Here is a 20,862-nt window from a genome sequence, read left to right on the forward strand (position 1 = left end):
AGCTTAGACGGGGAGGAGCTGATCGATCACCGAGGCGAGCTGCTTGGCCGACCGGCACTCGTGCATGGTGATGACGTCTTCGTACCGCGGCACCGCCGAGTCGCCGCTGCCCCACAGGTGCTTGGGCTCGGGATTGAGCCAGTGCGCGTGACGGCTGGCGGTCACCATATGGGTCAGCAGCTCGACCTCTGGGTTGCGGTAGTTGTTGCGCCCGTCCCCGAGGACCAGCAGTGAGCTACGCGGTGACAGCACGCTGGGGTACTTCTCCAGGAACGAGGTGAACGCGTGCCCGTAGTCGGAGTGGCCGTCGCGGGTGTACACGCCGGCCTCCCTGGTGATGCGCTGCACGGCGACGGCAAGGTCGGAGTCCGGACCGAACAGCTCGGTGACCTCGTCGGTGGTGTCGATGAACGCGAACACGCGGACGCGCGAGAACTGCTGGCGCAACGCGTGCACCAGGAGCAGCGTGAAGTGGCTGAACCCGGCGACCGACCCGGATACGTCGCACAGCACGACGAGTTCCGGGCGGGCGGGATGCGGCTTCTTCAGCACGACGTCGATCGGCACGCCGCCGGTGGACATCGACTTGCGCAGCGTCTTGCGGAGATCGATCTCGCCCGCCCGGGAGCGTCTGCGCCGCGCGGCCAGCCGGGAGGCGAGCGTCCTGGCCAAGGGCGCGACGACGCGGCGCATCTGGCGCAACTGGTCGCCCGAGGCCCGAAGGAACTCGACGTTCTCGGCGAGCTGGGGAATGCCGTACGTCTGGACGTGCTCGCGACCGAGTTGTTCGGCGGTGCGGCGCTTGGTCTCCGCCTCCACCATCTGACGCAGTTGGGCGATGCGCTTCGCGGCGATCGCCTTGGCGATCTGCTCCTGCGTCGGCGTGGGCTCCTCGCCGTACGGCGCCAGCAGCCCGGCCAGCAGCCTGCCCTCCAACTCGTCCAGGGCCATCGCCTTGAGCGCCTGGTAGGACGAGTACGACGGTCCACGGCTCGAGCTGTACTTGCCGAACGCCTCGACGATCTGGGCGATCATCGCGGCCAACCGATCGTCGATGTTCGCCATGTCCTCGTTGCCCGAGAGCATCTCGACCAACGCGGCGCGCAGCCCCTCGACGTCCTGTGTCGGCAGAGCGTCGGGGTCACCGTCCCCGTCGGCGTCGTCGTCGGACACCACGGTGCGCGCGCCGAGCGCCGCGGGGAACCACAGGTCGAACATCGCGTCGTAGGTGCCGCGGTGGTCCGAGCGCCGCAGCACGGCGCAAGCCAGACCTTCGCGCAGTACCTCGCGGTCACCGAGTCCGAGAACGGTCATCACCCGTCCGGCATCGACCGTCTCGGACGGTCCCACCGCGATTCCCACACTGCGCAGTGCTTCGACGAACTCCACCAGATGTCCGGGAAGTCCATGCGGCGCAAGGGGTTGCGGCGGGCGCGTGCGGCGGACGGCCATTAGTTGAGCCTCAGCTCCCCGCTGGCCTTCACCTGATCGGACTGATGTTTGAGCACCACACCCAGGGTGGCGGCGATCATCTCGTCGTCGATCGTGTCCATGCCGAGCGCCAGCACGGTGCGGCCCCAGTCAATCGTCTCCGCCACCGAAGGCACCTTCTTGAGCTGCATGTCGCGCAGCACCCCGATGATCCGGACCAATTCCTCTGCCAGCTTCTCCGGAAGTTCCGGAACGCGGGACAGCAGGATCCGCCGCTCCAGATCCGGGTCGGGGAAGTCGATGTGCAGGAACAGGCAACGACGTTTGAGCGCTTCGGACAGCTCACGCGTCGCGTTGGAGGTCAGCAGCACGAACGGCTTACGCGTCGCCGTGATGGTGCCCAATTCCGGCACGGTGACGGCGAAGTCGGACAGGACCTCGAGCAGCAGGCCTTCGATCTCGATGTCGGCCTTGTCGGTCTCGTCGATCAGAAGCACCGTCGGGTCGGTGCGACGGATCGCCGTCAGCAGCGGTCGCGGCAGCAGGAACTCCTCGCTGAAGACGTCCATCTTGGTCTGGTCCCAATCGCCAGAACCGGACTGGATGCGCAGGATCTGCTTGGCGTGGTTCCACTCGTAGAGCGCGCGGGCCTCGTCGACACCCTCGTAGCACTGCAGTCTCACCAGACCCGAGCCGGTGGCCTGCGCGACAGCGCGTGCCAGCTCAGTCTTACCGACACCGGCGGGGCCTTCGACGAGCAACGGCTTGCCAAGCCGGTCGGCGAGGAAAACGGCTGTGGCCGTGGCGGTGTCGGGCAGATAGCCGGTTTCGGCGAGCCGCTTGGCGACATCGTCGATGTCGGTGAAGAGCGGGGCGGGTAGGGCGGGGACACTCACGCGAGATGTACTCCTGTCACGAAGGGCGGGTGTGGCCGTCTCCCCACACAATCCACTTGGTTGAGGTCAATTCTGGCAGACCCATCGGTCCACGGGCATGCAGCTTCTGGGTGGAGATGCCGATCTCGGCGCCGAATCCGAACTGCTCGCCATCGGTGAACGCCGTCGAGGCGTTCACCATCACCGCTGCGGCGTCGACCCGCTCGGTGAAGCGTTGTGCGGCAGCCAGATCCGTCGTGACGATGGCCTCGGTGTGGCCGGTGCCGTACTCGTTGACGTGGGCGACGGCCGCATCGACGCCGTCGACGACCGCCACCGCGATGTCCATCGAGAGGAACTCGGCGCGCAGTTCCTCTTCGCTCGGGTCGAGGTGGACGGTGACGCCCGCGCGTGTAAGCGCGTTCACCAGCCTCGGCAGCGCGACGTCGGCGATCGAGGAGTCGATCAGCAGAGTCTCGGCGGCGTTGCACACGCTGGGGCGACGGGTCTTGGAGTTCAACAGGATTCGTTCGGCGGTGTCGAGATCGGCCGCATCGTGCACGAAGACGTGACAGTTGCCGACGCCGGTCTCGATGGTGGGCACGGTGGCGTCGCGCACGACCGCGTCGATGAGCCCCGCTCCCCCGCGCGGGATGACGACGTCGACCAGACCGCGGGCCTGAATCAGGTGCGTGACGCTGGCCCGGTCCGCACTGGGCAACAGCTGCACGGCGTCCTCCGACAGTCCCTCGCCGAGCAAGGCGGCCCGCAGCGCCGACACCAGGGCCGCGTTGGACTGGGCGGCCGACGAACTACCGCGCAGCAGCGCCGCGTTGCCGGACTTCAGCGTGAGTCCGAACGCATCGACGGTGACGTTCGGCCGACCTTCGTAGACCATGCCGACGACGCCGAGCGGTACGCGCTGCTGCCGGATCCGCAACCCGTTCGGCAGGGTGCTGCCGCGGAGGACCTCGCCGACCGGGTCGGGCAGGCCGGCGACCTGCCGCAGACCCGCGGCGATGCCGTCGATGCGCTGTGGGTTCAGCGCCAACCGGTCCAGCATGGCGTCGGGCGTGCCCGCGGCGCGGGCGGTCTCGAGGTCTGCGGCGTTGGCGGCAAGGACCTCTTGTACGCGGGCCAGCAAGGAGTCGGCGGCTGCGTGCAACGCCCGGTTCTTGGTCTCCGTGTTCAGCGTGCCGAGGGTGCGGGCAGCGACACGCGCACGGCGCGCCGCGTCGTGCACCTGCTGGCGCAGATCGCTACTTGGAGGAGCCTCAACGCTCATTAGGCCAGCTTAACGAGGTATCCCGCGAAAGACCCCGTTGGGGTTACGGTATGCGCGTGGCGAGGGTGTGCGTGGTCGGGAGCGTGAACCTCGACCAGTCCTTCTCCGTCCACGGGTTGCCTCGGCCGGGTCAGACTGTCCTGGCCTCGTCGTCCTCGTCTTCGCCGGGAGGCAAGGGCGGCAATCAGGCCGTCGCCGCGGCCCGCGCGGGCGCCTCGGTCCAGCTCGTCGCCGCACTGGGTGACGACGCCGCAGCGTCTCAGCTGCGCTCCCACCTCCGCGCCAACGACGTCGGACTGGACGGCACGGCGACGGTGCCCGGACCGAGCGGGGCGGCGGCCATCGTCGTGGATGCCAGCGCCGAGAACACCATCGTGGTGGCACCGGGAGCGAATTCACATCTGTCCATGGCGACCGCGGAGGCCAGGCGGGTGGTGGCCGACGCCGACGTGGTGTTGCTGCAGTTGGAGATTCCCGTGGAGGCGGTGCTCGCGGGCGCACGAGTGGGCCACGAGGCGGGCGCCCTGGTGATCGTCAACGCGTCGCCGTCGGGCGCGGACCCCGTCGCGCTCGCCGCGCTCGCCCAGGTGGTCGACGTCGTCGTCGTGAACGAGGTCGAAGCCGATGAATGGCGTTGGCCGGTCGATCATCTCGTCGTCACCCGAGGATCGGCCGGTGCACGGTACCGAGGGAATGAGACCAGTCTCGACGTTCCCGCTCCGCCGGTCGAAGCCGTCGACACCACCGGTGCGGGCGACGTCTTCGCCGGAGTTCTTGCCGCAGAGTGGCTTTCCGGCCCCGAGATCGCCCTGCGACGGGCGTGCGCGGCGGGAGCGTTGGCGACGCTGACGTCCGGCGCCGGCGACTGCGCACCATATGCCGAAGCCATCGACGACGTACTCGACGATTGAGGAGACCGATGTCCACCACCGTCCCCCCCGATCCGCGCCCACCCGACGGCGACTGGCTGGGCACGCCCTTCCTGAGATTCAAACGCGAGGGGCCCTTTGCGGTGGTCACCCTGGACCGGCCCGAGGCCCGCAACGCGATGACCCCCGCCATGTACTTCGGCATCCGCTACGCCGTCACCCACGTGGAGGCGGACGACGACCTCGCCGGTCTGCTGATCACCGGCACGGGTGACGTCTTCGCCCCCGGCGGCGACCTCGGCGGCGGTGACGGCGTCGACGACTGGATGAGCTTCGGCGCGGCCCTCTCGATGGACGTGACACCGTTCGAAACACTGCGCCAGTCAGTCAAACCCGTGGTGTCGGCGGTCAACGGGCTCTGCCAGGGCGGCGGATTGCAGATCGCGATGTGCAGCGACGTGGCGGTCGTCAGCGATCGTGCGACGTTCCGGGTTCCCGAGTTGTACCGCGGAATCGCCGACACCTACTACAGCCAGATGCTGGCGCGGATGATCGGGCCGGTCCGGACCAGGGACCTGATGTTCACGGGTCGCACCCTGACGGCGGAGGAAGCAGTCGACTGGGGCATGGTCGGTCGGTTGGTGCCCCACGACGAGCTCGCCGGGGCGGCCCGCGAGGTGCTGGCCCAGTGCTGTCGCACCGCGCCTCGCGCGCGCTCGGTGGTGAAGTCGAGTCTGGACAACTACATGGGCCTCTTCGACCGGATCGGCATGAAGGCCAGCTTCGGCGGCGAGGAGGCCAGAGAAGGGTTCCTCGCGTTCAAGGGCAGGCGGTCGCCCAATGGGTGCATCCAGACCTGCGGACCGACGGACGGCTCTAGGGCAGGCCTGCGGGACGCTCAGGCCTCCGGCACCTCGCGGTCGATCTCGTCGAGCCAGATCCGGGCCGACATGTCCGACGGCGCGCGCCAGTCACCGCGCGGCGACAGTGCCCCACCCGCGGACACCTTCGGTCCGTTGGGCAGCGCCGAGCGCTTGAACTGGCTGAACGAGTAGAAGCGCTGCACGAAAACCTGCAGCCAGCGCCGGATCTCGCTCAACGTGTACTCCGGTCGCTTGTCCAGCGGGTAGCCCGCGGGCCAGTCACCCCGTTCGGCGTCACTCCACGCGTGCCACGCCAGGAAGGCGACCTTCGACGGACGAAAGCCCCAGCGGAGCACCTGGAAGAGCGAGAAATCCTGCAGCACATAGGGACCCACCTTGGCCTCGCTGCTCTGGATCTCCTCGTCCTCCCCGGCGGGCACCAGCTCAGGAGTGATCTCGGTGTCGACCACCGACTGCAACACGGTGTTGACGTCGTCCTCGAACTGGCCGGAGGCGATCACCCACCTGATCAGGTGCTGGATCAACGACTTCGGCACGCCACCGTTGACGTTGTAGTGCGACATCTGGTCACCGACGCCGTAGGTCGACCAGCCGAGCGCAAGCTCGGACAGGTCACCGGTGCCGAGCACGATGCCGCCGCGCTGGTTGGCGAGTCGGAACAGATAGTCCGTCCGCAGGCCGGCCTGGACGTTCTCGAACGTGACGTCGTAGACCTTCTCGCCCCGGCCGAACGGGTGGTCCAGCTCCGTCAGCATCAGCGAGGCGGTGTCGCGAATGTCGATCTCCGCGAACGTCACGCCGAGGGCCTTGCTCAACGCGATTGCATTGCCCTTGGTGCGGTCGCCGGTCGCGAAGCCGGGCATGGTGAAGGCGAGGATGTCGCCACGCGGCCGACCCTCGCGATCCATCGCGCGAGCCGCGACGATCAATGCGTGGGTCGAATCGAGCCCACCCGACACGCCGATCACGACCTTCGGGAAGTGCAGCGCCCGCAGCCGCTGCTCCAGGCCGGCGACCTGGATGTTGTAGGCCTCGTAGCAATCCTGTTGCAGCCGTTCGGGATCGGACGGTACGAACGGGAATCGCTCGACCGCCCGCCGCAGCCCGATGTCACCCGCGGGCGGGTCGACCACGAACTCGACGTGACGGAAGCGGTCGGTGAGATCGCGGTGGTGGCGCCGGTTGTCGTCGAATGTGCCCATGCGCAGCCGCTCGGCGCGAAGGAGTTCGGTGTCCACGTCGGCCACCGACTTCCGTTCGCCCTTCGGAAACCGCTCGGACTCGGCGAGCAGGACGCCGTTCTCGTAGATCATCGTTTGGCCGTCCCAGGCCAGGTCGGTGGTCGACTCCCCCTCCCCCGCCGCGGCGTAGACGTACGCGGCCAGACACCGCGACGACGCCGACTGCGCCAGCAGTTTTCGGTCGCCGGCGCGGCCGATGGTGATCGGGCTGCCGGACAAGTTCGCCAGCACGGTGGCACCCGCCAGGGCCGCCTCGGCGCTGGGCGGGATGGGGACCCACATGTCCTCGCAGATCTCGACGTGCAGCACGAAACCGGGCAGATCGGTGGCGGTGAACAGCAGATCCGGACCGAACGGCACCTCGCTCCCGCCGAGGCGGATGACACCGCTCTGGTCGTCGCCCGGCGCCACTTGGCGACGTTCGTAGAACTCGCGGTAGGTCGGCAGGTACGACTTCGGCGCGACACCGAGCACGGTCCCGCGGTGGATCACGACCGCGGTGTTGTAGATGCGATTGCGGTGGCGCAGTGGCGCACCGACCGCCAGCACCGGCAGCAGGTCCATAGAGGCCGACACCAGCTCATCGATGGCCTCCTCGACGGCGTCGAGCAGGGTGTCCTGCAGGAGGATGTCCTCGATCGAGTATCCAGACAGCGTCAGCTCGGGAAAGACCGCCAGCGCAACGCCCTCGTCGTGGCATTCGCGTGCCAACCGCAGCACCGATTCGGCGTTCGCCTTCGGGTCGGCCAACGTCGTGTGATGGGTACAGGCAGCCACCCGCACGTAGTCGTGCCGGTAGGCGGAGTAGAAGTCCACGCCTCGATTGTCTCAGGCCGCCTATCCTGGACAGAGATGAACGGCCCCACAGCTCCCGAACTGGTCAACGTGCTCGCAGGTCGCCGGCTGGCCGTCCTGACGGGCGCCGGCATGTCCACCGATTCGGGCATCCCCGACTACCGCGGTCCGGACTCGCCGCCGAGCAATCCGATGACGATCCGGCAGTTCACGTCCGACCCGGCTTTCCGCCAGCGGTATTGGGCGCGAAACCACGTCGGCTGGCGCCACATGCACGACACGCTCCCCAACGCCGGGCACCGCGCCCTCACCGAGCTGGAGCGCGCAGGCGTCGTCACGGGCCTCGTCACCCAGAACGTCGACCTGCTGCACACCAAGGCGGGCAGTGGGGCCGTCGTCGATCTTCACGGCACGTATGCGCAGGTGGTGTGTCTGGCGTGCGGGTTCACGTTGACGCGCGCGCAGTTGGCCGACGAACTCGAGGCACTGAACCCCGGCTTCCTCGAACGCGCCGAACGAGCCGGCGGTATCGCGGTGGCCCCCGATGCCGACGCGATGGTCACCGAGACGTCGTCGTTCCGCTATGTCGACTGCCCACGTTGCGGTGGCATGTTGAAGCCCGACATCGTCTACTTCGGCGAGAGCGTTCCGAAAGACAGAGTGGCGCAGGCCTACTCGATGGTCGACGACGCCGACGCGCTCCTCGTCGCCGGCTCGTCGCTGACGGTGTTCTCGGGATTGCGATTCGTCCGACACGCGGCGGCCAACGGCACACCCGTCGCGATCATCAACCGTGGGCCCACTCGCGGCGACGCATTGGCGACCGTCAAGCTCGACGCAGGCTGCTCGGAACTACTGGTGCTGCTCGCCGACGAACTCTCACCGATCTCCGCCCCTCCTTGTACGCGCGTCGAAACTACGGTTGTTGACGGAAATCGCGAGATTTCGATCAACAACCGTAGTTTCGACGAGAGGTCGCTAGAACGTGACCGACAGCGAGCGGACGCCGTGGAGGAAGTTGCCCGCGACGTAGGACGGCTCGCCCGCTTCGATGCCCGGTAGTTGGGTCAGCAGTTCGCCGACGATCGCCTTCGTGCTGGCGTCCATGACCGCACTCGTCGCCAGTTACCGCAGGCACCAACCGCTGCTGGTCGCGCTCAACGAGATGGCCGCCTACGACCCGCAGGTCGGTGCCACCTACCGAGAGATTCTCACCGCGATCGCGGCCCGCCTCCAGACCGTCATCGAGGAAGGCCAGTCCGACGGCTCCATCCGGCGCGAACCGTCGGCGGAGCCTGCCGCGAGCAGCCTCACCTGGATGGTCGAGCGAACCTGCCAGCAGAACCTGCCGGGCAGGCCGGAATCCTACGACGCCGAACTGGCCGCGACCCTGACCCAACTCGTCTGGGCCGCAATTCATCTCGAAGCGCCCTAGACGGCGACCAGATCGTCGGCGTGCACCGCGGGGCGGCGCATCTCGGCGGGCAGGTCAGACGTCGAGCGACCGACCATGGTGCTCAATTCCGTTGCGTCGTAGGCCACTACACCGCGCGCGACCACCGTGCCGTCAACACCGCGCAGTTCGACCACGTCACCACCGTGGAACCGGCCGGAAACCTCGGTGATGCCCGCGGGCAACAGTGAGCGGCGCTGCTTGACCACTGCGCGCACGGCGCCGTCGTCGAGCATCAACGCACCCGTCGACTCGGCCGCATAGCGGACCCAGAACCGGCGCGAGGACATGCGTTCGGGCCGCGGCGCGAACACCGTTCCCACCGACGCATCGGCCAGCGCGGCGCCCGCCTCGGCCGCGGCAGCCAACAGCACCGGCACCCCGGCATCGGCCGCGAGCAAGGCCGATGACAGCTTGGACGCCATGCCCCCGGTACCGAGTCGACTGCCCCCGCCCGCGATCACGCCATCCAGGTCGTCGGACCCCGCCACCTCGGAGATGAAGCGGGCCGGGCTGTCAGTAGACGCCTTGCGCGGGTCTCCGTCGTACAGACCGTCGATGTCCGAGAGCAGGACAAGTGCGTCGGCTCCGACGAGGTGCGCGACCAAGGCCGACAGACGGTCATTGTCGCCGAATCGGATCTCGTTGGTGGCGACGGTGTCGTTCTCGTTGACGATCGCGACGGCGTGCAAGGCGCGCAACCGATCCAAGGTGCGCTGAGCATTGGTGTGCTGCAAGCGCATCGAGATGTCGTGTGCGCTCAGCAGTACCTGGCCGACCGTGCGGTCGTACCTGTCGAACGCGGCGCTCCAGGCGTTCACCAGGGCCACCTGACCGACACTGGCCGCGGCCTGCTTGGTGGCGAGGTCGGTGGGCCGACGGGAAAGCCCCAACGGTTCGATGCCTGCGGCGATCGCACCCGACGACACGATCACGACGTCGGAGCCCGCCTTCATCCGCGCCTGGATGGCGTCGGCCAACGAGGCGAGCTGGCTTGCGTCGAACACGCCCTTGGGCGTGGTCAGCGCGGCGGTGCCGATCTTCACGACAACGCTGCGGGCCGTTCGGATGGCCTCGCGGTGCGGGCTGGTCACGACTGCTCGTCGTCTCCGCGACTTTCCCGTCGCTGCTTGCGGGCGATCTTTCGCTCGTCTGCCCGAACCCGATCGTCCTGCTCCAACCGCAGGTCGGTGCCGCGACCCGACATCGTGACGTCCACGCCCGCAGGCGTTTGCGGCTCCCAGTCGAAGGTCATGTCGCCGATCGTGACGGCACAACCGGGCTTCGCGCCCAGCTTCAACAGTTCGTCCTCGACGCCGAGTCGGGCCAGCCGGTCGCCCAGGTAACCGACAGCCTCGTCGTTGGTGAAGTCGGTCTGGCCGATCCACCGCTCGGGGCGGGTGCCGTGCACCACGAAGCCACCCTCGCCGTCGGACGACACGGTGAAGCCACTCTCGTCGACCGGGATCGGCCGAATCACGGGGCGCCGCGGTGCCACGACGGGTTGCGCCTTGCGATACGCCGCCACCATCTCCCACAGCGCGAATATCAACGGCCGCAACCCGTCCCGGCTGACGGTGGAGATCTCGAAGACCGGCCAGCCGTATCGCTCGGCCACCTCCGCGCGGACGAAGTCGGCGAGTTCGCGCGCGTCCGGCACGTCGATCTTGTTGAGCACCACGGCACGTGGCCGTTCGGCGAGGTCACCGAGCGATGAGTCACCCTGCAACGTCGGGGTGTACGCGGCCAGTTCGGCCTCCAGCGCGTCGATGTCGGAGATCGGATCGCGACCGGGGTCCATCGTCGCGCAATCGACGACGTGCACCAGCACGGCGCAGCGTTCGATGTGACGCAGGAAGTCCAGGCCGAGTCCGCGGCCCTCGGACGCGCCGGGAATCAGACCGGGGACGTCGGCAACGGTGAAGGTGTGCTCCCCCGCAGAGACGACACCGAGATTCGGCACCAACGTGGTGAACGGATAGTCGGCGATCTTCGGCTTGGCCGCCGAGATCACCGACACCAGCGAGGACTTGCCCGCCGAGGGAAAGCCGACCAGACCGACATCGGCCACGGTCTTGAGCTCGAGGGTGAGGTCGCGGGCCCGCCCCTTCTCGCCGAGCAGCGCGAAACCAGGCGCCTTGCGGGCCCGCGAGGACAGCGAGGCGTTGCCCAGTCCACCGCGGCCGCCGGCAGCGGCTTCGAATCGCGTGCCCTCGCCGGTCAGGTCGGCGAGGAGGCGCCCCTGCTCGTCGAGCACGACGGTGCCGTCGGGGACTCTCAACTCAAGGTCGCCACCGTTGGCGCCTTCCTTGTTGTTGCCCATCCCCTGCTTGCCGGACGGAGCGTCGACGTGCGGGTGGAAGTGAAAGTCGAGCAGCGTGTGGACCTGAGGATCGACGACGAGCACGATGCTGCCACCGCGACCGCCGTTGCCACCGTCGGGTCCACCGAGCGGCTTGAACTTCTCGCGGTGCACCGAAGCACAGCCTCTACCGCCGCTGCCTGCGCGCGCGTGAATGACGACGCGATCGACGAATCGAGCCATCGGACTTTCCTTCCGTCGAATGTGAAGCTATGCCAGATCGAGTCGAGAACTCGCGGCAGCTTCACATTCGCGGAGAAGTCCTCGAACTTCTAGGACTCAGTGCGTACGGTGCGGACGATGTTGACCGTCTTGCGCCCACGCTTGACGCCGAAGAGGACGGCGCCGGGAGCGGTCGCGAACAGGGTGTCGTCACCACCGCGGCCGACGTTGACGCCGGGGTGGAAGTGGGTGCCGCGCTGGCGAACGATGATCTCGCCCGCCTTGACGACCTGACCGCCGAACCGCTTCACGCCGAGGCGCTGAGAGTTGGAGTCGCGACCGTTGCGTGAGCTGGAAGCGCCCTTCTTGTGTGCCATTGGTTCGCTCCCTTGCTACTTGATTCCGGTGACCTTGACGACCGTCAGCTTCTGACGGTGGCCTTGGCGCTTGTGATAACCGGTCTTGTTCTTGAACTTGTGGATGCGGATCTTCGGGCCCTTGGTGTGCTCGAGAACCTCGGCCGTCACCGCGACCTTCTCCAGATCCTTCGCGGCGGTAGTGACCTTCGCGCCGTCGACGACGAGCGCCACTGGCAGCGAGACGGAGTCGCCGGCTTCGAGCTCCAGCTTCTCGACCTTGACTATGTCACCGACCGCGACCTTGTACTGCTTGCCGCCGGTCTTGACGATTGCGTACGTCGCCATCGTTTGCGTCATCCTCTGCTTCGCTTGCGGGCGCGCGCCACCCGGAGGCTGCGAACGCGGATCTGGGGTGCGGGGTCAAATGCCCCGCGTGTCAGGGGCCCCCGTCGTCAAGGGGCCTGCAGACAACTGTGCAAGGTTACGTGACCAGCGGGTAGAGGGTCAAACCGCGCCCCGCCCCGCGGCGAGTCGACCTCATGAAACCGGCGGACCAGCAGGGCGGGCGGCCGCACGACGCCGCCGCGGACGGCCGGTCACGGCGACGAGGGGCTCGTCGTCCTCATCGTCGTCGTCCTCATCGTCGTCGCCTTCGTCCTCGTCGTCGAGGTCGTCATCCTCGTCGTCGTCTTCGTCCTCGTCGTCGTCCTCGTCGTCGAGGTCGTCATCCTCGTCGTCGGAGTCATCGTCCGAATCGACGTCGATGACTTCGATGTCGTCGTCGTCCTCTTCGTCCTCGTCCTCTTCGTCGTCCAGGTCGTCGTCATCGGAGTCGTCCTCGTCATCGGACTCTTCCGCCAGGACCTCCTCGACGGGCTCGGTCGCCGCCAGGTCCTCGGCACCCTCGACGACGATGTCCTCGGTGTCTTCGCCGGCTTCGGGGGCGCCGTCCTCGTCGCCCTCTTCGCGACCGGTGGCCGCGGCCATGGCCCTGAACATCGGATGCTCACCCGGTGTGTGTGACGGGACCTTGGCGACCTGCACCTCTTCTTCGGTCCGGCCACCCTTCTTGCCACGCTTGCTCCGGCGCCCCGTGCCGGGCTCGTTCTTGCGGCCCGCTGTCGAGTTGGAGTCCACCGGATCGCCGTGCAGCATGATGCCGCGCCCCGCGCAGTGCGGGCAGGTGGTCGAAAAGGCCTCGATGAGCCCGGTGCCCAGCTTCTTGCGGGTCAACTGCACCAGCCCGAGCGAGGTCACCTCGGATACCTGGTGGCGGGTGCGGTCCCGCGCGAGGGCTTCAGTCAGCCGGCGTAGCACCAGATCGCGATTGGACTCCAGGACCATGTCGATGAAGTCGATGACGATGATGCCGCCGATGTCGCGCAACCGAAGCTGCCGGACCGTCTCCTCCGCAGCCTCGAGGTTGTTGCGCGTGACGGTCTGCTCGAGGTTTCCGCCCGAGCCGGTGAACTTGCCGGTGTTGACGTCGACGACGGTCATCGCCTCCGTACGGTCGATGACCAGGGTTCCGCCGGACGGCAGCCACACCTTGCGGTCCATCGCCTTGGTCAGCTGCTCGTCGATCCGGTGCACGGCGAACACGTCGGGGCCGTCGTTCGAGGCGGGCTCGTACTTGCTCATGCGCGGAAGCAGCTCCGGCGCCACCGACGTCACGTAGTCACCGATGGTGTTCCAGGCTTCGTCACCGGACACGATGAGGCCGGTAAAGTCCTCGTTGAACAGATCGCGGATCACCTTGACGAGGACGTCCGGCTCTTCGTACAAGGCCACGGCGGCGCCTGCGGCCTTCGCGGTGATCTCCGCGCCCTTGGTCTCGATCTGCGTCCAGCGTTCCTGCAATCGGTTGACATCGGTGCGGATGTCGTCTTCCTTGACGCCCTCCGATGCGGTGCGGATGATCACGCCCGCATCCGCCGGCACGACCTCCCGCAGGATCTCCTTCAACCGCTGCCGTTCGGTATCCGGCAACTTGCGGCTGATGCCCGTCGACGAGGCGCCGGGCACGTAGACCAGGTACCGCCCCGCCAAGGACACCTGCGTGGTCAACCGGGCGCCCTTGTGGCCAACGGGATCCTTGCTGACCTGCACGATGACGCAGTCGCCCGGCTTGAGCGCCTGCTCGATCTTGCGCTGCGCGCCACCGAGTCCGGCGGCCTCCCAGTTGACTTCACCTGCGTACAGCACGCCGTTGCGACCGCGGCCGATGTCGACGAACGCCGCCTCCATGGAGGGCAGCACGTTCTGCACGATGCCGAGGTAGACGTTGCCCACCAGCGACGCCGACGCGGCACTCGTCACGAAGTGCTCCACCAGGACGCCGTCCTCCAGCACGGCGATCTGCGTGTAGCGGTCACCTTCGTGCGGCGGTTCGGTACGGACGTTGTCGCGGATCACCATCATCCGCTGAACGGCTTCGCGCCGAGCCAGGAACTCGGCCTCGCTCAGGATGGGTGGGCGACGCCGGCCCGCGTCCCGGCCGTCGCGGCGACGCTGGCGTTTGGCCTCCAGCCGGGTCGACCCGGCGATGCCCTGAATCTCGTTGGTGTCCTTCGCAGGCTTCTCGGCCCGCGGTTGGCGCTCGTGGACGACCGTGTTCGGGGGGTCGTCGGGTGAGCTGGGATCGTCGCCCTCGCCACCGCTGGTCTTGCGGCGGCGACGGCGGCGGCGACGACGGTTGGCACCGTCCCCGCCCGCGTTCTCCTCATCGGCGCCGTCGTCGTCGGTGTCCTCGTCCTCGGCGGCGTCATCCGACTCGCCAAGGTCGGCCGCGTCGTTATCGCCATCCTCGTCGGCGCTCTGCTCTCCGCGCCCACGTCCACGTCCACGACGACCGCGGCGGCGGCGACGGTTCGCGGGTCGATCGCCCTGCTCGTCGTCGGAGTCGTCCAAGACGTCGTCGTCCTCGTCTTCTTCGTCCTCGTCATCGGCGACGACGACGGGTTTGGGAGCGACGAACGCGACGGGCTGCGGCGCGACGAACAGCGGCATGTAGGGCGCAGGTGCAGAGCTCTCGGGCAGCGGCTCCGGCACCGGTGGCGGCTCGGGGTCCACCTCGAGGGCCTCCGCGGCCTCCGGGACGGTGGCTGCGACGCTCTCGGTGAAGACGGCGGCGGGCTCGCGGTTCAGCTGAGCCGATAGCTCCTCGTCGCGCCGAGTGTCTTCTGATAGGTCGAATGGGGCATCGTCAGCCACGTACTCTCCTCAAGCCCCCGGGCGCGTCGTGTTGACGCGGCCACGCGAGGGCTTTCGCTATGGACCCGTGGAACTCTTCCCGGGCTTGTCATGGTCTCGCTCCGAGCGGCTCGTGACGAACCCTCAGTGCCTGGCTGAATGACGACTGGACTCCGCGCCGCACTCGGAAATGTCCTAGGTGGTCGCGCTCGTCCAAGTCTTCATCCGGGTGTCCAGTTCCGTCATGAAGCAGGTCACCCTTGGCCAGTATCCCACACCGCGGCGCGGATTCCGACGAGGTGCCGATCTAGGCCCCTCGGACAGCTAACGTCCGGGAAACCACAACTCGATCTCACGGACCGCGGAATCGGGCGAATCCGAGCCGTGAACGAGGTTGTCCTGCGTGACCAGGGCCAGGTCGCCGCGGATGGTCCCGGGGGCAGCCTTCTCGACCGGATCGGTCCCGCCGGCGATCTGACGGAACGCCGCAACGGCCCGCGGCCCTTCCACGATGACGGCCACGACGGGACCCGAGGTGATGAACTCGAGCAGCGACGGAAAGAAGGGCTTGCCCTCGTGCTCGGCATAGTGCTGCCGGGCCAGATCCTCGCTGACGTCCTTGAGTTCCAGGGCCGCGATCGTCAGGCCCTTGCGTTCGATTCGGCTGAGAATCTCTCCCACGAGGAGGCGCTTCACGCCGTCGGGCTTCACCAACACCAGCGTCCGCTCAGTCACGGCGTCGAAGCCTACCCGTCAGTAGGCGGGGGCTGCTGACCGGGCAACAGGCCGCGGTCCTGACGCCGCTTGACCTCGGCTCGCAGGTACGCGATCAGCGACCACAACGCGGCGAACACCACGCCGATGAAGCCGATCGCGGCGTGAATGACCACCCCACCGATCAGCACCACCTGCACGGCCAGGTTCGCCTTCAGCGCCCACGGCCTGCCCTGCACGCCCGCCAGCAGGATGAGCACGCCCGCCATGCCGATGAGGAACCCGCCGCTGCTCCACGTCAAGCCGCCGTGGGAGAACGAAACCACCGGCAGCGCAAGGAGAACCACGATCGCCTCGAGGATCAGCGTGCCCGCCATGACGCCGCGGAAGCTCTTCCACGGGTCGGGGCCGACCGGCTGCTGTTCCACAGACTCGCTCATGACGGGTCCCTCCCCAGGAGAGTCCGCGCCGCGCCTGCGGTCACGACCGACCCCGTGATGACGATGCCACTACCCGAGAAGCCGTCGGGGAAGGCTCCGGAGAGGTCCATGTCGTTTCCGCCTTCCTCGGCCAGCGCGATCGCCGTCTCGATGGCGTCCGGCAGCGTCTGCGCCGTGATCACCCGGTCGGGACCGAAGTGTTCCTCGGCGCGCATCGCCAGACCCTCGACGTCCATGGCACGCGGTGAACCGTTGTGCGTCACCACCACCTGGTCGAAGGCCGGTTCGAGGGCGGCCAGGATGCCGTCGACGTCCTTGTCGCCCATCACCGAGACGACGCCGACCAGGTGGCGGAAGTCGAACTCGTCGGCCAGGGCCTGGGTGAGCGCGGCCGCGCCAGCCGGGTTGTGCGCCGCGTCGATGAACACCGTTGGGGCGCTGCGCATGCGTTCCAACCGACCGGGACTGGCCGCCGCCGCGAAACCCTCGCGCACCGCGTCCGCGTCGAGCTGCCGCTCCGCACCCGCACCGAAGAACGCCTCGACCGCGGCGAGCGCGACCAGAGCGTTGTGGGCCTGATGCTCGCCGTGTAGCGGCAAGAAGACCTCGGGATACACACCGCCGAGCCCCTGCAGTTCGAGCAGTTGCCCGCCGATGGCGACCTGACGGCGCAGCACCGCGAACTCCGAACCCTCGCGGGCCACTGACGCGTCAGCTCTAATCGCCTCCGCCAGAATGACTTCCATCGCCTCTGGTTCCTGCTGGCCGATGATGACCACGGTGTCGGTGCCTACCAGGTCGTCTTGCCGCTTGACGATGATGCCTGCCTTCTCGGCGGCGATCTCGGCGATGGTGTCGCCGAGATAGTCGGTGTGGTCGAGGCTGATGGGCGTGATGACCGCGACGGGCGCGTCGACGACGTTGGTGGCGTCCCACCGACCGCCCATGCCGACCTCGACCACCGCCACGTCGATCGGCGCGTCGGCGAAGGCCGCGAACGCCATCGCCGTGACGACCTCGAACTTGCTCATCCGCGGACCACCGGCCTCCTCGGACTGCTTGTCGACGAGCTCGATGAACGGCTCCAACTCGCGATAGGTGTCGACGTACCGGGCCGGGGTGATCGGCTTGCCGTCGATGGAGATGCGCTCCACCGCCGACTGCAGATGGGGGCTGGTGGTGCGCCCGGTGCGCCGGTGCAGGGCGGTCAGGAGCGCGTCGATGATCCGCGCCACCGACGTCTTTCCGTTGGTGCCCGCGACGTGGATGCTCGGGTACGCGCGCTGCGGCGATCCCAGCAGTTCCATCAACGCCGCGATCCGAGTGGTGCTCGGCTCGAGCTTCGTCTCGGGCCAGCGCTGGTCGAGCAGGTGCTCCACCTGCAGGAGTGAGGCGATCTCGTCGGGCGTGGGGTCGGGTGAGGTCACGAGAGCCCGGCCAGGCGGGCCGTGATCCGCTCCACTTCTTCGCCGGCGACCTGCTGGCGGCCCTGGATCTTGTCGACGACGGCGTCGGGCGCCTTGGCCAGGAACTCGTCATTGCCCAGCTTCCCGGCGGTCTGGGCCAGTTCCTTCTTGGCGGCGGCCAGGTCCTTCTCCAGCCGCCGTCGCTCGGCCGCGACGTCGACGGTGCCCGAGGTGTCGAGCTCGACGAGCACGGTGCCATGCGAGAGCCTGACCTCCACGGCGGCCGACGGCGCGAAGCCGTCGGCGGGTTCGGTGAGCCAGGCCAGCGAGGTGACGGCGGCGACCTGGGTGGTCAGATCCGCCTCGGTGACGCCGACCAGTCGCGCCGGCACGCGCTGCCTGTCATTGAGCCCCTGATCGCTGCGGAAGCGACGAACTTCGGTGACGAGCTTCTGCATGTCGGCGATGCGGCCGTTCGCCCGTGCGTCCACGCCGATGCCGGACGGTTCCGGCCACTCTGCGATCACCAGCGACTCGCGGCCGGTCAACGTCTTCCACAATGTCTCGGTGACGAACGGCATTACCGGGTGCAGCAGTTTGAGCAGGCTGTCGAGAACGGCCGCCAGCACGGCGTTGGTCGGCCCGTCCGGCTGGTCGGCCAGCTGCACCTTGGCCAGCTCGAGATACCAGTCGCAGAACTCGTCCCAGGCGAAGTGGTACAGCGACTCGCAGGCCCGACTGAACTCGTAGCCGTCGAACGCCGAATCGACTTCCGCACGAACCTCTTCCAGCCTACCGAGGATCCAGCGGTCGGCATCGGTGAGCCCGTCGGCCTCGGGCAGCGGCGCGGGCGCCGCCCCGTTCATCAACGCGAACCGAGTGGCGTTGAACAACTTGGTGGCGAAGTTTCGCGACGCTCGGGCGTGGTCCTCACCGATCGACATGTCGCCGCCGGGATTGGCCCCTCGCGCCAGGGTGAACCGCAGCGCATCCGCGCCGAACGTGTCGACCCAGTCCAACGGGTCGATGCCGTTGCCCTTGGACTTGCTCATCTTGCGGCCGAACTCGTCGCGGATGAGGCCATGCAGGAAGACGTTCTCGAACGGCACCTGCGGCCCACGGCTCCCGCCGACGGTGATGGCGTCGTCGTCGCCCACGAAGGTGCCGAACATCATCATTCGGGCCACCCAGAAGAACAATATGTCGTAACCGGTGACGAGAACGCTGGTGGGATAGAACTTCTCGAGTTCCGGCGTGCGATCGGGCCAGCCCATCGTGGAGAACGGCCACAGGGCAGACGAGAACCACGTGTCCAGTACGTCGGGGTCCTGCTCCCAACCCTCCGGTGGGGTTTCATCCGGTCCGACGCAGACCTTCTCGCCGTTCGGGCCGTGCCAGATCGGGATGCGATGCCCCCACCACAGCTGACGCGAGATGCACCAGTCGTGCATGTCGTCCACCCAGGCGAACCATCGCGGTTCCAGGCTGGCGGGGTGAATCACGGTGTCACCGTTGCGCACCGCGTCACCTGCGGCGGTCGCCAGCGACGAGACGTTGACCCACCACTGCAGCGAAAGCCTGGGCTCGATGGGCTCCCCGCTGCGCTCCGAGTGGCCGACGCTGTGAAGGTAGGGCCGTTTCTCCTCGACGATTCGACCCTCTGCCTCGAGCGCCTCCCGCACCGCGACGCGCGCGTCGAAGCGGTCCATGCCGTCGAACCGCGTTCCGGTACCGGCGATGCGGCCCTTGCCGTCCATGATCGAGGGCATCGGCAGGTTGTGCCGGACACCGATCTCGAAGTCGTTCGGGTCGTGCGCAGGCGTGACCTTGACTGCGCCAGTACCGAATTCGGGGTCGACGTGCGCATCGGCGACGATCACGACCTGCGTGTCGAGGAACGGATGCGGCAGGGTCTGTCCGACCAGCGCCCGGTACCGCTCGTCGTCCGGGTGCACGGCGATCGCCGTGTCACCGAGCATGGTCTCGATACGGGTGGTGGCCACCACCAGATGAGGCTGTGAGTCGTCCATGGATCCGTAGCGGAAGGAGACCAGCTCCCCCTCGACGTCCTCGTACTTCACCTCGAGGTCCGAGATCGCCGTCTCGAGGACCGGCGACCAGTTGACCAGCCGCTCGGCCTGATAGATCAGGCCGGCGTCGTAGAGCCGCTTGAAGATCGTTCGCACCGCGCGCGACAAACCGTGGTCCATGGTGAAGCGGTCCCGGCTCCAGTCGACGCCGTCACCGAGTCGCCGCATCTGCGCGCCGATGGTGCCGCCGGAGTCGTGCTTCCAGTCCCACACCTTGTCGATGAACAGCTCACGGCCGAAGTCTTCCTTCGTCTTGCCGTCCACGGCGAGCTGCTTCTCCACCACGCTCTGGGTGGCGATGCCCGCATGGTCCATGCCCGGCAGCCACAGCACCTCGTAGCCCTGCATGCGCTTGCGCCGGGTCAGTGCATCCATCAGCGTGTGGTCGAGCGCGTGGCCCATGTGCAGGCTGCCCGTCACGTTCGGCGGCGGCAGCACGATCGAATACGGCGGCTTCTCGCTCGAGGCGTCGGCCTGGAAATAGCCCGCATCGACCCAGCCCTGATACAGGTCGGTCTCCACCGCGGCCGGATCCCACGACTTGGGTAGGGACTGCACCCCTGGGCTATCTGCGGATTTTGGGCTGACGGTCACCTGGACATTCTAGGAAGAACTCGCGAGCAGACGTAAAAGCCCCCGACACGCCGGGTATCTGAGCACCTTTGCGTCTGCTCGCAGGGGCTACTTCTTCCCGCCCAGAAGCCCGCCGAGAATGTCCCCGAGTCCACCGCCACCCTGTCCGCCGCCGAGCACGCTGCCGAGGATGCTGCCGAGCGGGTTGTTGTTGCCGCCTCCGCCCCCGGCAGCGCCGCTGAGGATGCTGCCGAGAATGTCGCCGATCCCGCCACCGCCCGCGGCCTGCGCCTGCGGTTCGGCGGGCGCAGCCGGGGCCGAACCCTTGGTGAGCTGCTTGCCGATGTAGGCGAGCACGATGGGCGCGAGAATCGGCAACAGCTGCTTGATCAGGGCACTATTGCCCGCACCGCCGCCCGAGAGCGCCGCAGCGACCTGGCCGGTGTCGTTGCCACCGAAGATCTTGGAGATCGCCTTGGACCCGTCGGCCTCGTCGACCTGGTCGACGCTGACGCCACCATCGAGCAGTCCGCTGGCAGCGTGGGTGCTGGCCGCGTTCTCGATGTTGGAGGCGTGGCCCGGATCCTGCGCATTCTGTTGCAGGCCTCCGAGGAGGAGCGGGACCAGCGTCTGGATCGCGCTGTTCACCTCGCCTTCGTCGGCGCCCAGCTTGCTGGCAATCTGTTGTGTGGGAATCTCGTTGAAGAGTTCGTCGAGACCAGCCATGACCT

At 67.8% G+C, this 20,862-nt stretch carries 15 protein-coding genes and 3 pseudogenes; 4 read left to right on the plus strand and 14 right to left on the minus strand.

What is annotated here, in order from left to right; translation table 11 throughout:
* Positions 1 to 3: 3 nt before the first annotated feature.
* From VET27_RS02495 to VET27_RS02505, 3 genes are read right to left on the minus strand one after another with little or no spacing between them, the layout of a single operon-like run.
* On the minus strand, positions 4 to 1,452 hold the full coding sequence (locus tag VET27_RS02495; protein WP_526514806.1) for a vWA domain-containing protein: 1,449 nt from the start codon (positions 1,450 to 1,452) through the stop codon (positions 4 to 6).
* Positions 1,452 to 2,327 (minus strand): AAA family ATPase, encoded by an 876-nt coding sequence (locus tag VET27_RS02500; RefSeq protein WP_526514808.1) that lies wholly within the window; start codon positions 2,325 to 2,327, stop codon positions 1,452 to 1,454. The genes VET27_RS02495 and VET27_RS02500 overlap by 1 nt, the downstream gene beginning before the upstream one ends.
* A 16-nt stretch (positions 2,328 to 2,343) precedes the next feature.
* The gene (locus VET27_RS02505; protein WP_526514810.1) at positions 2,344 to 3,591 is read right to left on the minus strand and encodes a glutamate-5-semialdehyde dehydrogenase; all 1,248 of its coding nucleotides are present in this window, start codon (positions 3,589 to 3,591) and stop codon (positions 2,344 to 2,346) included.
* 50 nt (positions 3,592 to 3,641) lie between these two features.
* Between VET27_RS02505 and VET27_RS02510 the strand changes: the two genes are divergently transcribed.
* Positions 3,642 to 4,502 carry a ribokinase gene (locus VET27_RS02510; RefSeq protein ID WP_526514812.1) on the plus strand — a complete coding sequence of 287 codons (861 nt, stop codon included), beginning with the start codon at positions 3,642 to 3,644 and terminating at the stop codon, positions 4,500 to 4,502.
* Between the two features lie 8 nt (positions 4,503 to 4,510).
* Positions 4,511 to 5,340 (plus strand): annotated as a pseudogene (locus VET27_RS02515) (enoyl-CoA hydratase/isomerase family protein).
* A gap of 18 nt (positions 5,341 to 5,358) precedes the next feature.
* Here the strand turns inward: VET27_RS02515 and VET27_RS02520 are convergent.
* Positions 5,359 to 7,401: an NAD(+) synthase gene (locus VET27_RS02520; protein ID WP_526514814.1), complete on the minus strand. Its 2,043-nt coding sequence runs from the start codon at positions 7,399 to 7,401 to the stop codon at positions 5,359 to 5,361.
* Positions 7,402 to 7,437: 36 nt separating this feature from the next.
* Between VET27_RS02520 and VET27_RS02525 the strand changes: the two are divergent.
* Both VET27_RS02525 and VET27_RS02530 read left to right on the plus strand, forming a co-directional pair.
* A pseudogene (locus tag VET27_RS02525) lies at positions 7,438 to 8,268 on the plus strand (SIR2 family NAD-dependent protein deacylase); the annotation flags it as partial.
* Between the two features lie 205 nt (positions 8,269 to 8,473).
* Positions 8,474 to 8,815: pseudogene (locus VET27_RS02530) on the plus strand (TetR/AcrR family transcriptional regulator); the annotation flags it as partial.
* On the opposite strand, the gene proB reads toward VET27_RS02530, so the two are convergent.
* The 10 genes from proB to VET27_RS02580 form a co-directional block, all read right to left on the minus strand.
* A complete protein-coding gene (gene proB / locus VET27_RS02535; protein ID WP_526514816.1) occupies positions 8,812 to 9,927 on the minus strand; it encodes a glutamate 5-kinase in 1,116 nt (371 codons plus the stop codon). The pseudogene VET27_RS02530 and the gene proB overlap by 4 nt on opposite strands.
* Complete coding sequence (obgE, locus tag VET27_RS02540) at positions 9,924 to 11,378, minus strand: GTPase ObgE (RefSeq protein WP_526514818.1); 1,455 nt, start codon at positions 11,376 to 11,378, stop codon at positions 9,924 to 9,926. Before obgE ends, proB begins: the two co-directional genes overlap by 4 nt.
* Before the next feature lie 89 nt (positions 11,379 to 11,467).
* Entirely contained in the window at positions 11,468 to 11,734 is a 267-nt protein-coding gene (gene rpmA / locus VET27_RS02545; RefSeq protein ID WP_526417445.1) for a 50S ribosomal protein L27, read from the minus strand.
* A gap of 15 nt (positions 11,735 to 11,749) precedes the next feature.
* Positions 11,750 to 12,061: a 50S ribosomal protein L21 gene (rplU, locus tag VET27_RS02550; RefSeq protein ID WP_526514820.1), complete on the minus strand. Its 312-nt coding sequence runs from the start codon at positions 12,059 to 12,061 to the stop codon at positions 11,750 to 11,752.
* 192 nt (positions 12,062 to 12,253) lie between these two features.
* Positions 12,254 to 14,929 carry a ribonuclease E gene (gene rne / locus VET27_RS02555; protein ID WP_526514822.1) on the minus strand — a complete coding sequence of 892 codons (2,676 nt, stop codon included), beginning with the start codon at positions 14,927 to 14,929 and terminating at the stop codon, positions 12,254 to 12,256.
* A 303-nt stretch (positions 14,930 to 15,232) separates the two neighbouring features.
* Positions 15,233 to 15,643 carry a nucleoside-diphosphate kinase gene (gene ndk / locus VET27_RS02560; protein ID WP_526514824.1) on the minus strand — a complete coding sequence of 137 codons (411 nt, stop codon included), beginning with the start codon at positions 15,641 to 15,643 and terminating at the stop codon, positions 15,233 to 15,235.
* 11 nt (positions 15,644 to 15,654) lie between these two features.
* A complete protein-coding gene (locus tag VET27_RS02565; RefSeq protein ID WP_526514826.1) occupies positions 15,655 to 16,062 on the minus strand; it encodes a DUF4233 domain-containing protein in 408 nt (135 codons plus the stop codon).
* Positions 16,059 to 17,489, minus strand: a complete 1,431-nt coding sequence (gene folC, locus VET27_RS02570; protein ID WP_526514828.1) for a bifunctional tetrahydrofolate synthase/dihydrofolate synthase — start codon at positions 17,487 to 17,489, stop codon at positions 16,059 to 16,061. The genes VET27_RS02565 and folC overlap by 4 nt, the downstream gene beginning before the upstream one ends.
* Positions 17,486 to 20,152: a valine--tRNA ligase gene (locus VET27_RS02575; protein ID WP_526514830.1), complete on the minus strand. Its 2,667-nt coding sequence runs from the start codon at positions 20,150 to 20,152 to the stop codon at positions 17,486 to 17,488. The genes folC and VET27_RS02575 overlap by 4 nt, the downstream gene beginning before the upstream one ends.
* 87 nt (positions 20,153 to 20,239) lie before the next feature.
* A complete protein-coding gene (locus VET27_RS02580; RefSeq protein WP_526514832.1) occupies positions 20,240 to 20,857 on the minus strand; it encodes a DUF937 domain-containing protein in 618 nt (205 codons plus the stop codon).
* Positions 20,858 to 20,862: the final 5 nt, after the last annotated feature.

The sequence above is a fragment of the Mycobacterium sp. genome (assembly GCF_035633495.1).
Classification (GTDB): Bacteria; Actinomycetota; Actinomycetes; order Mycobacteriales; family Mycobacteriaceae; genus Mycobacterium.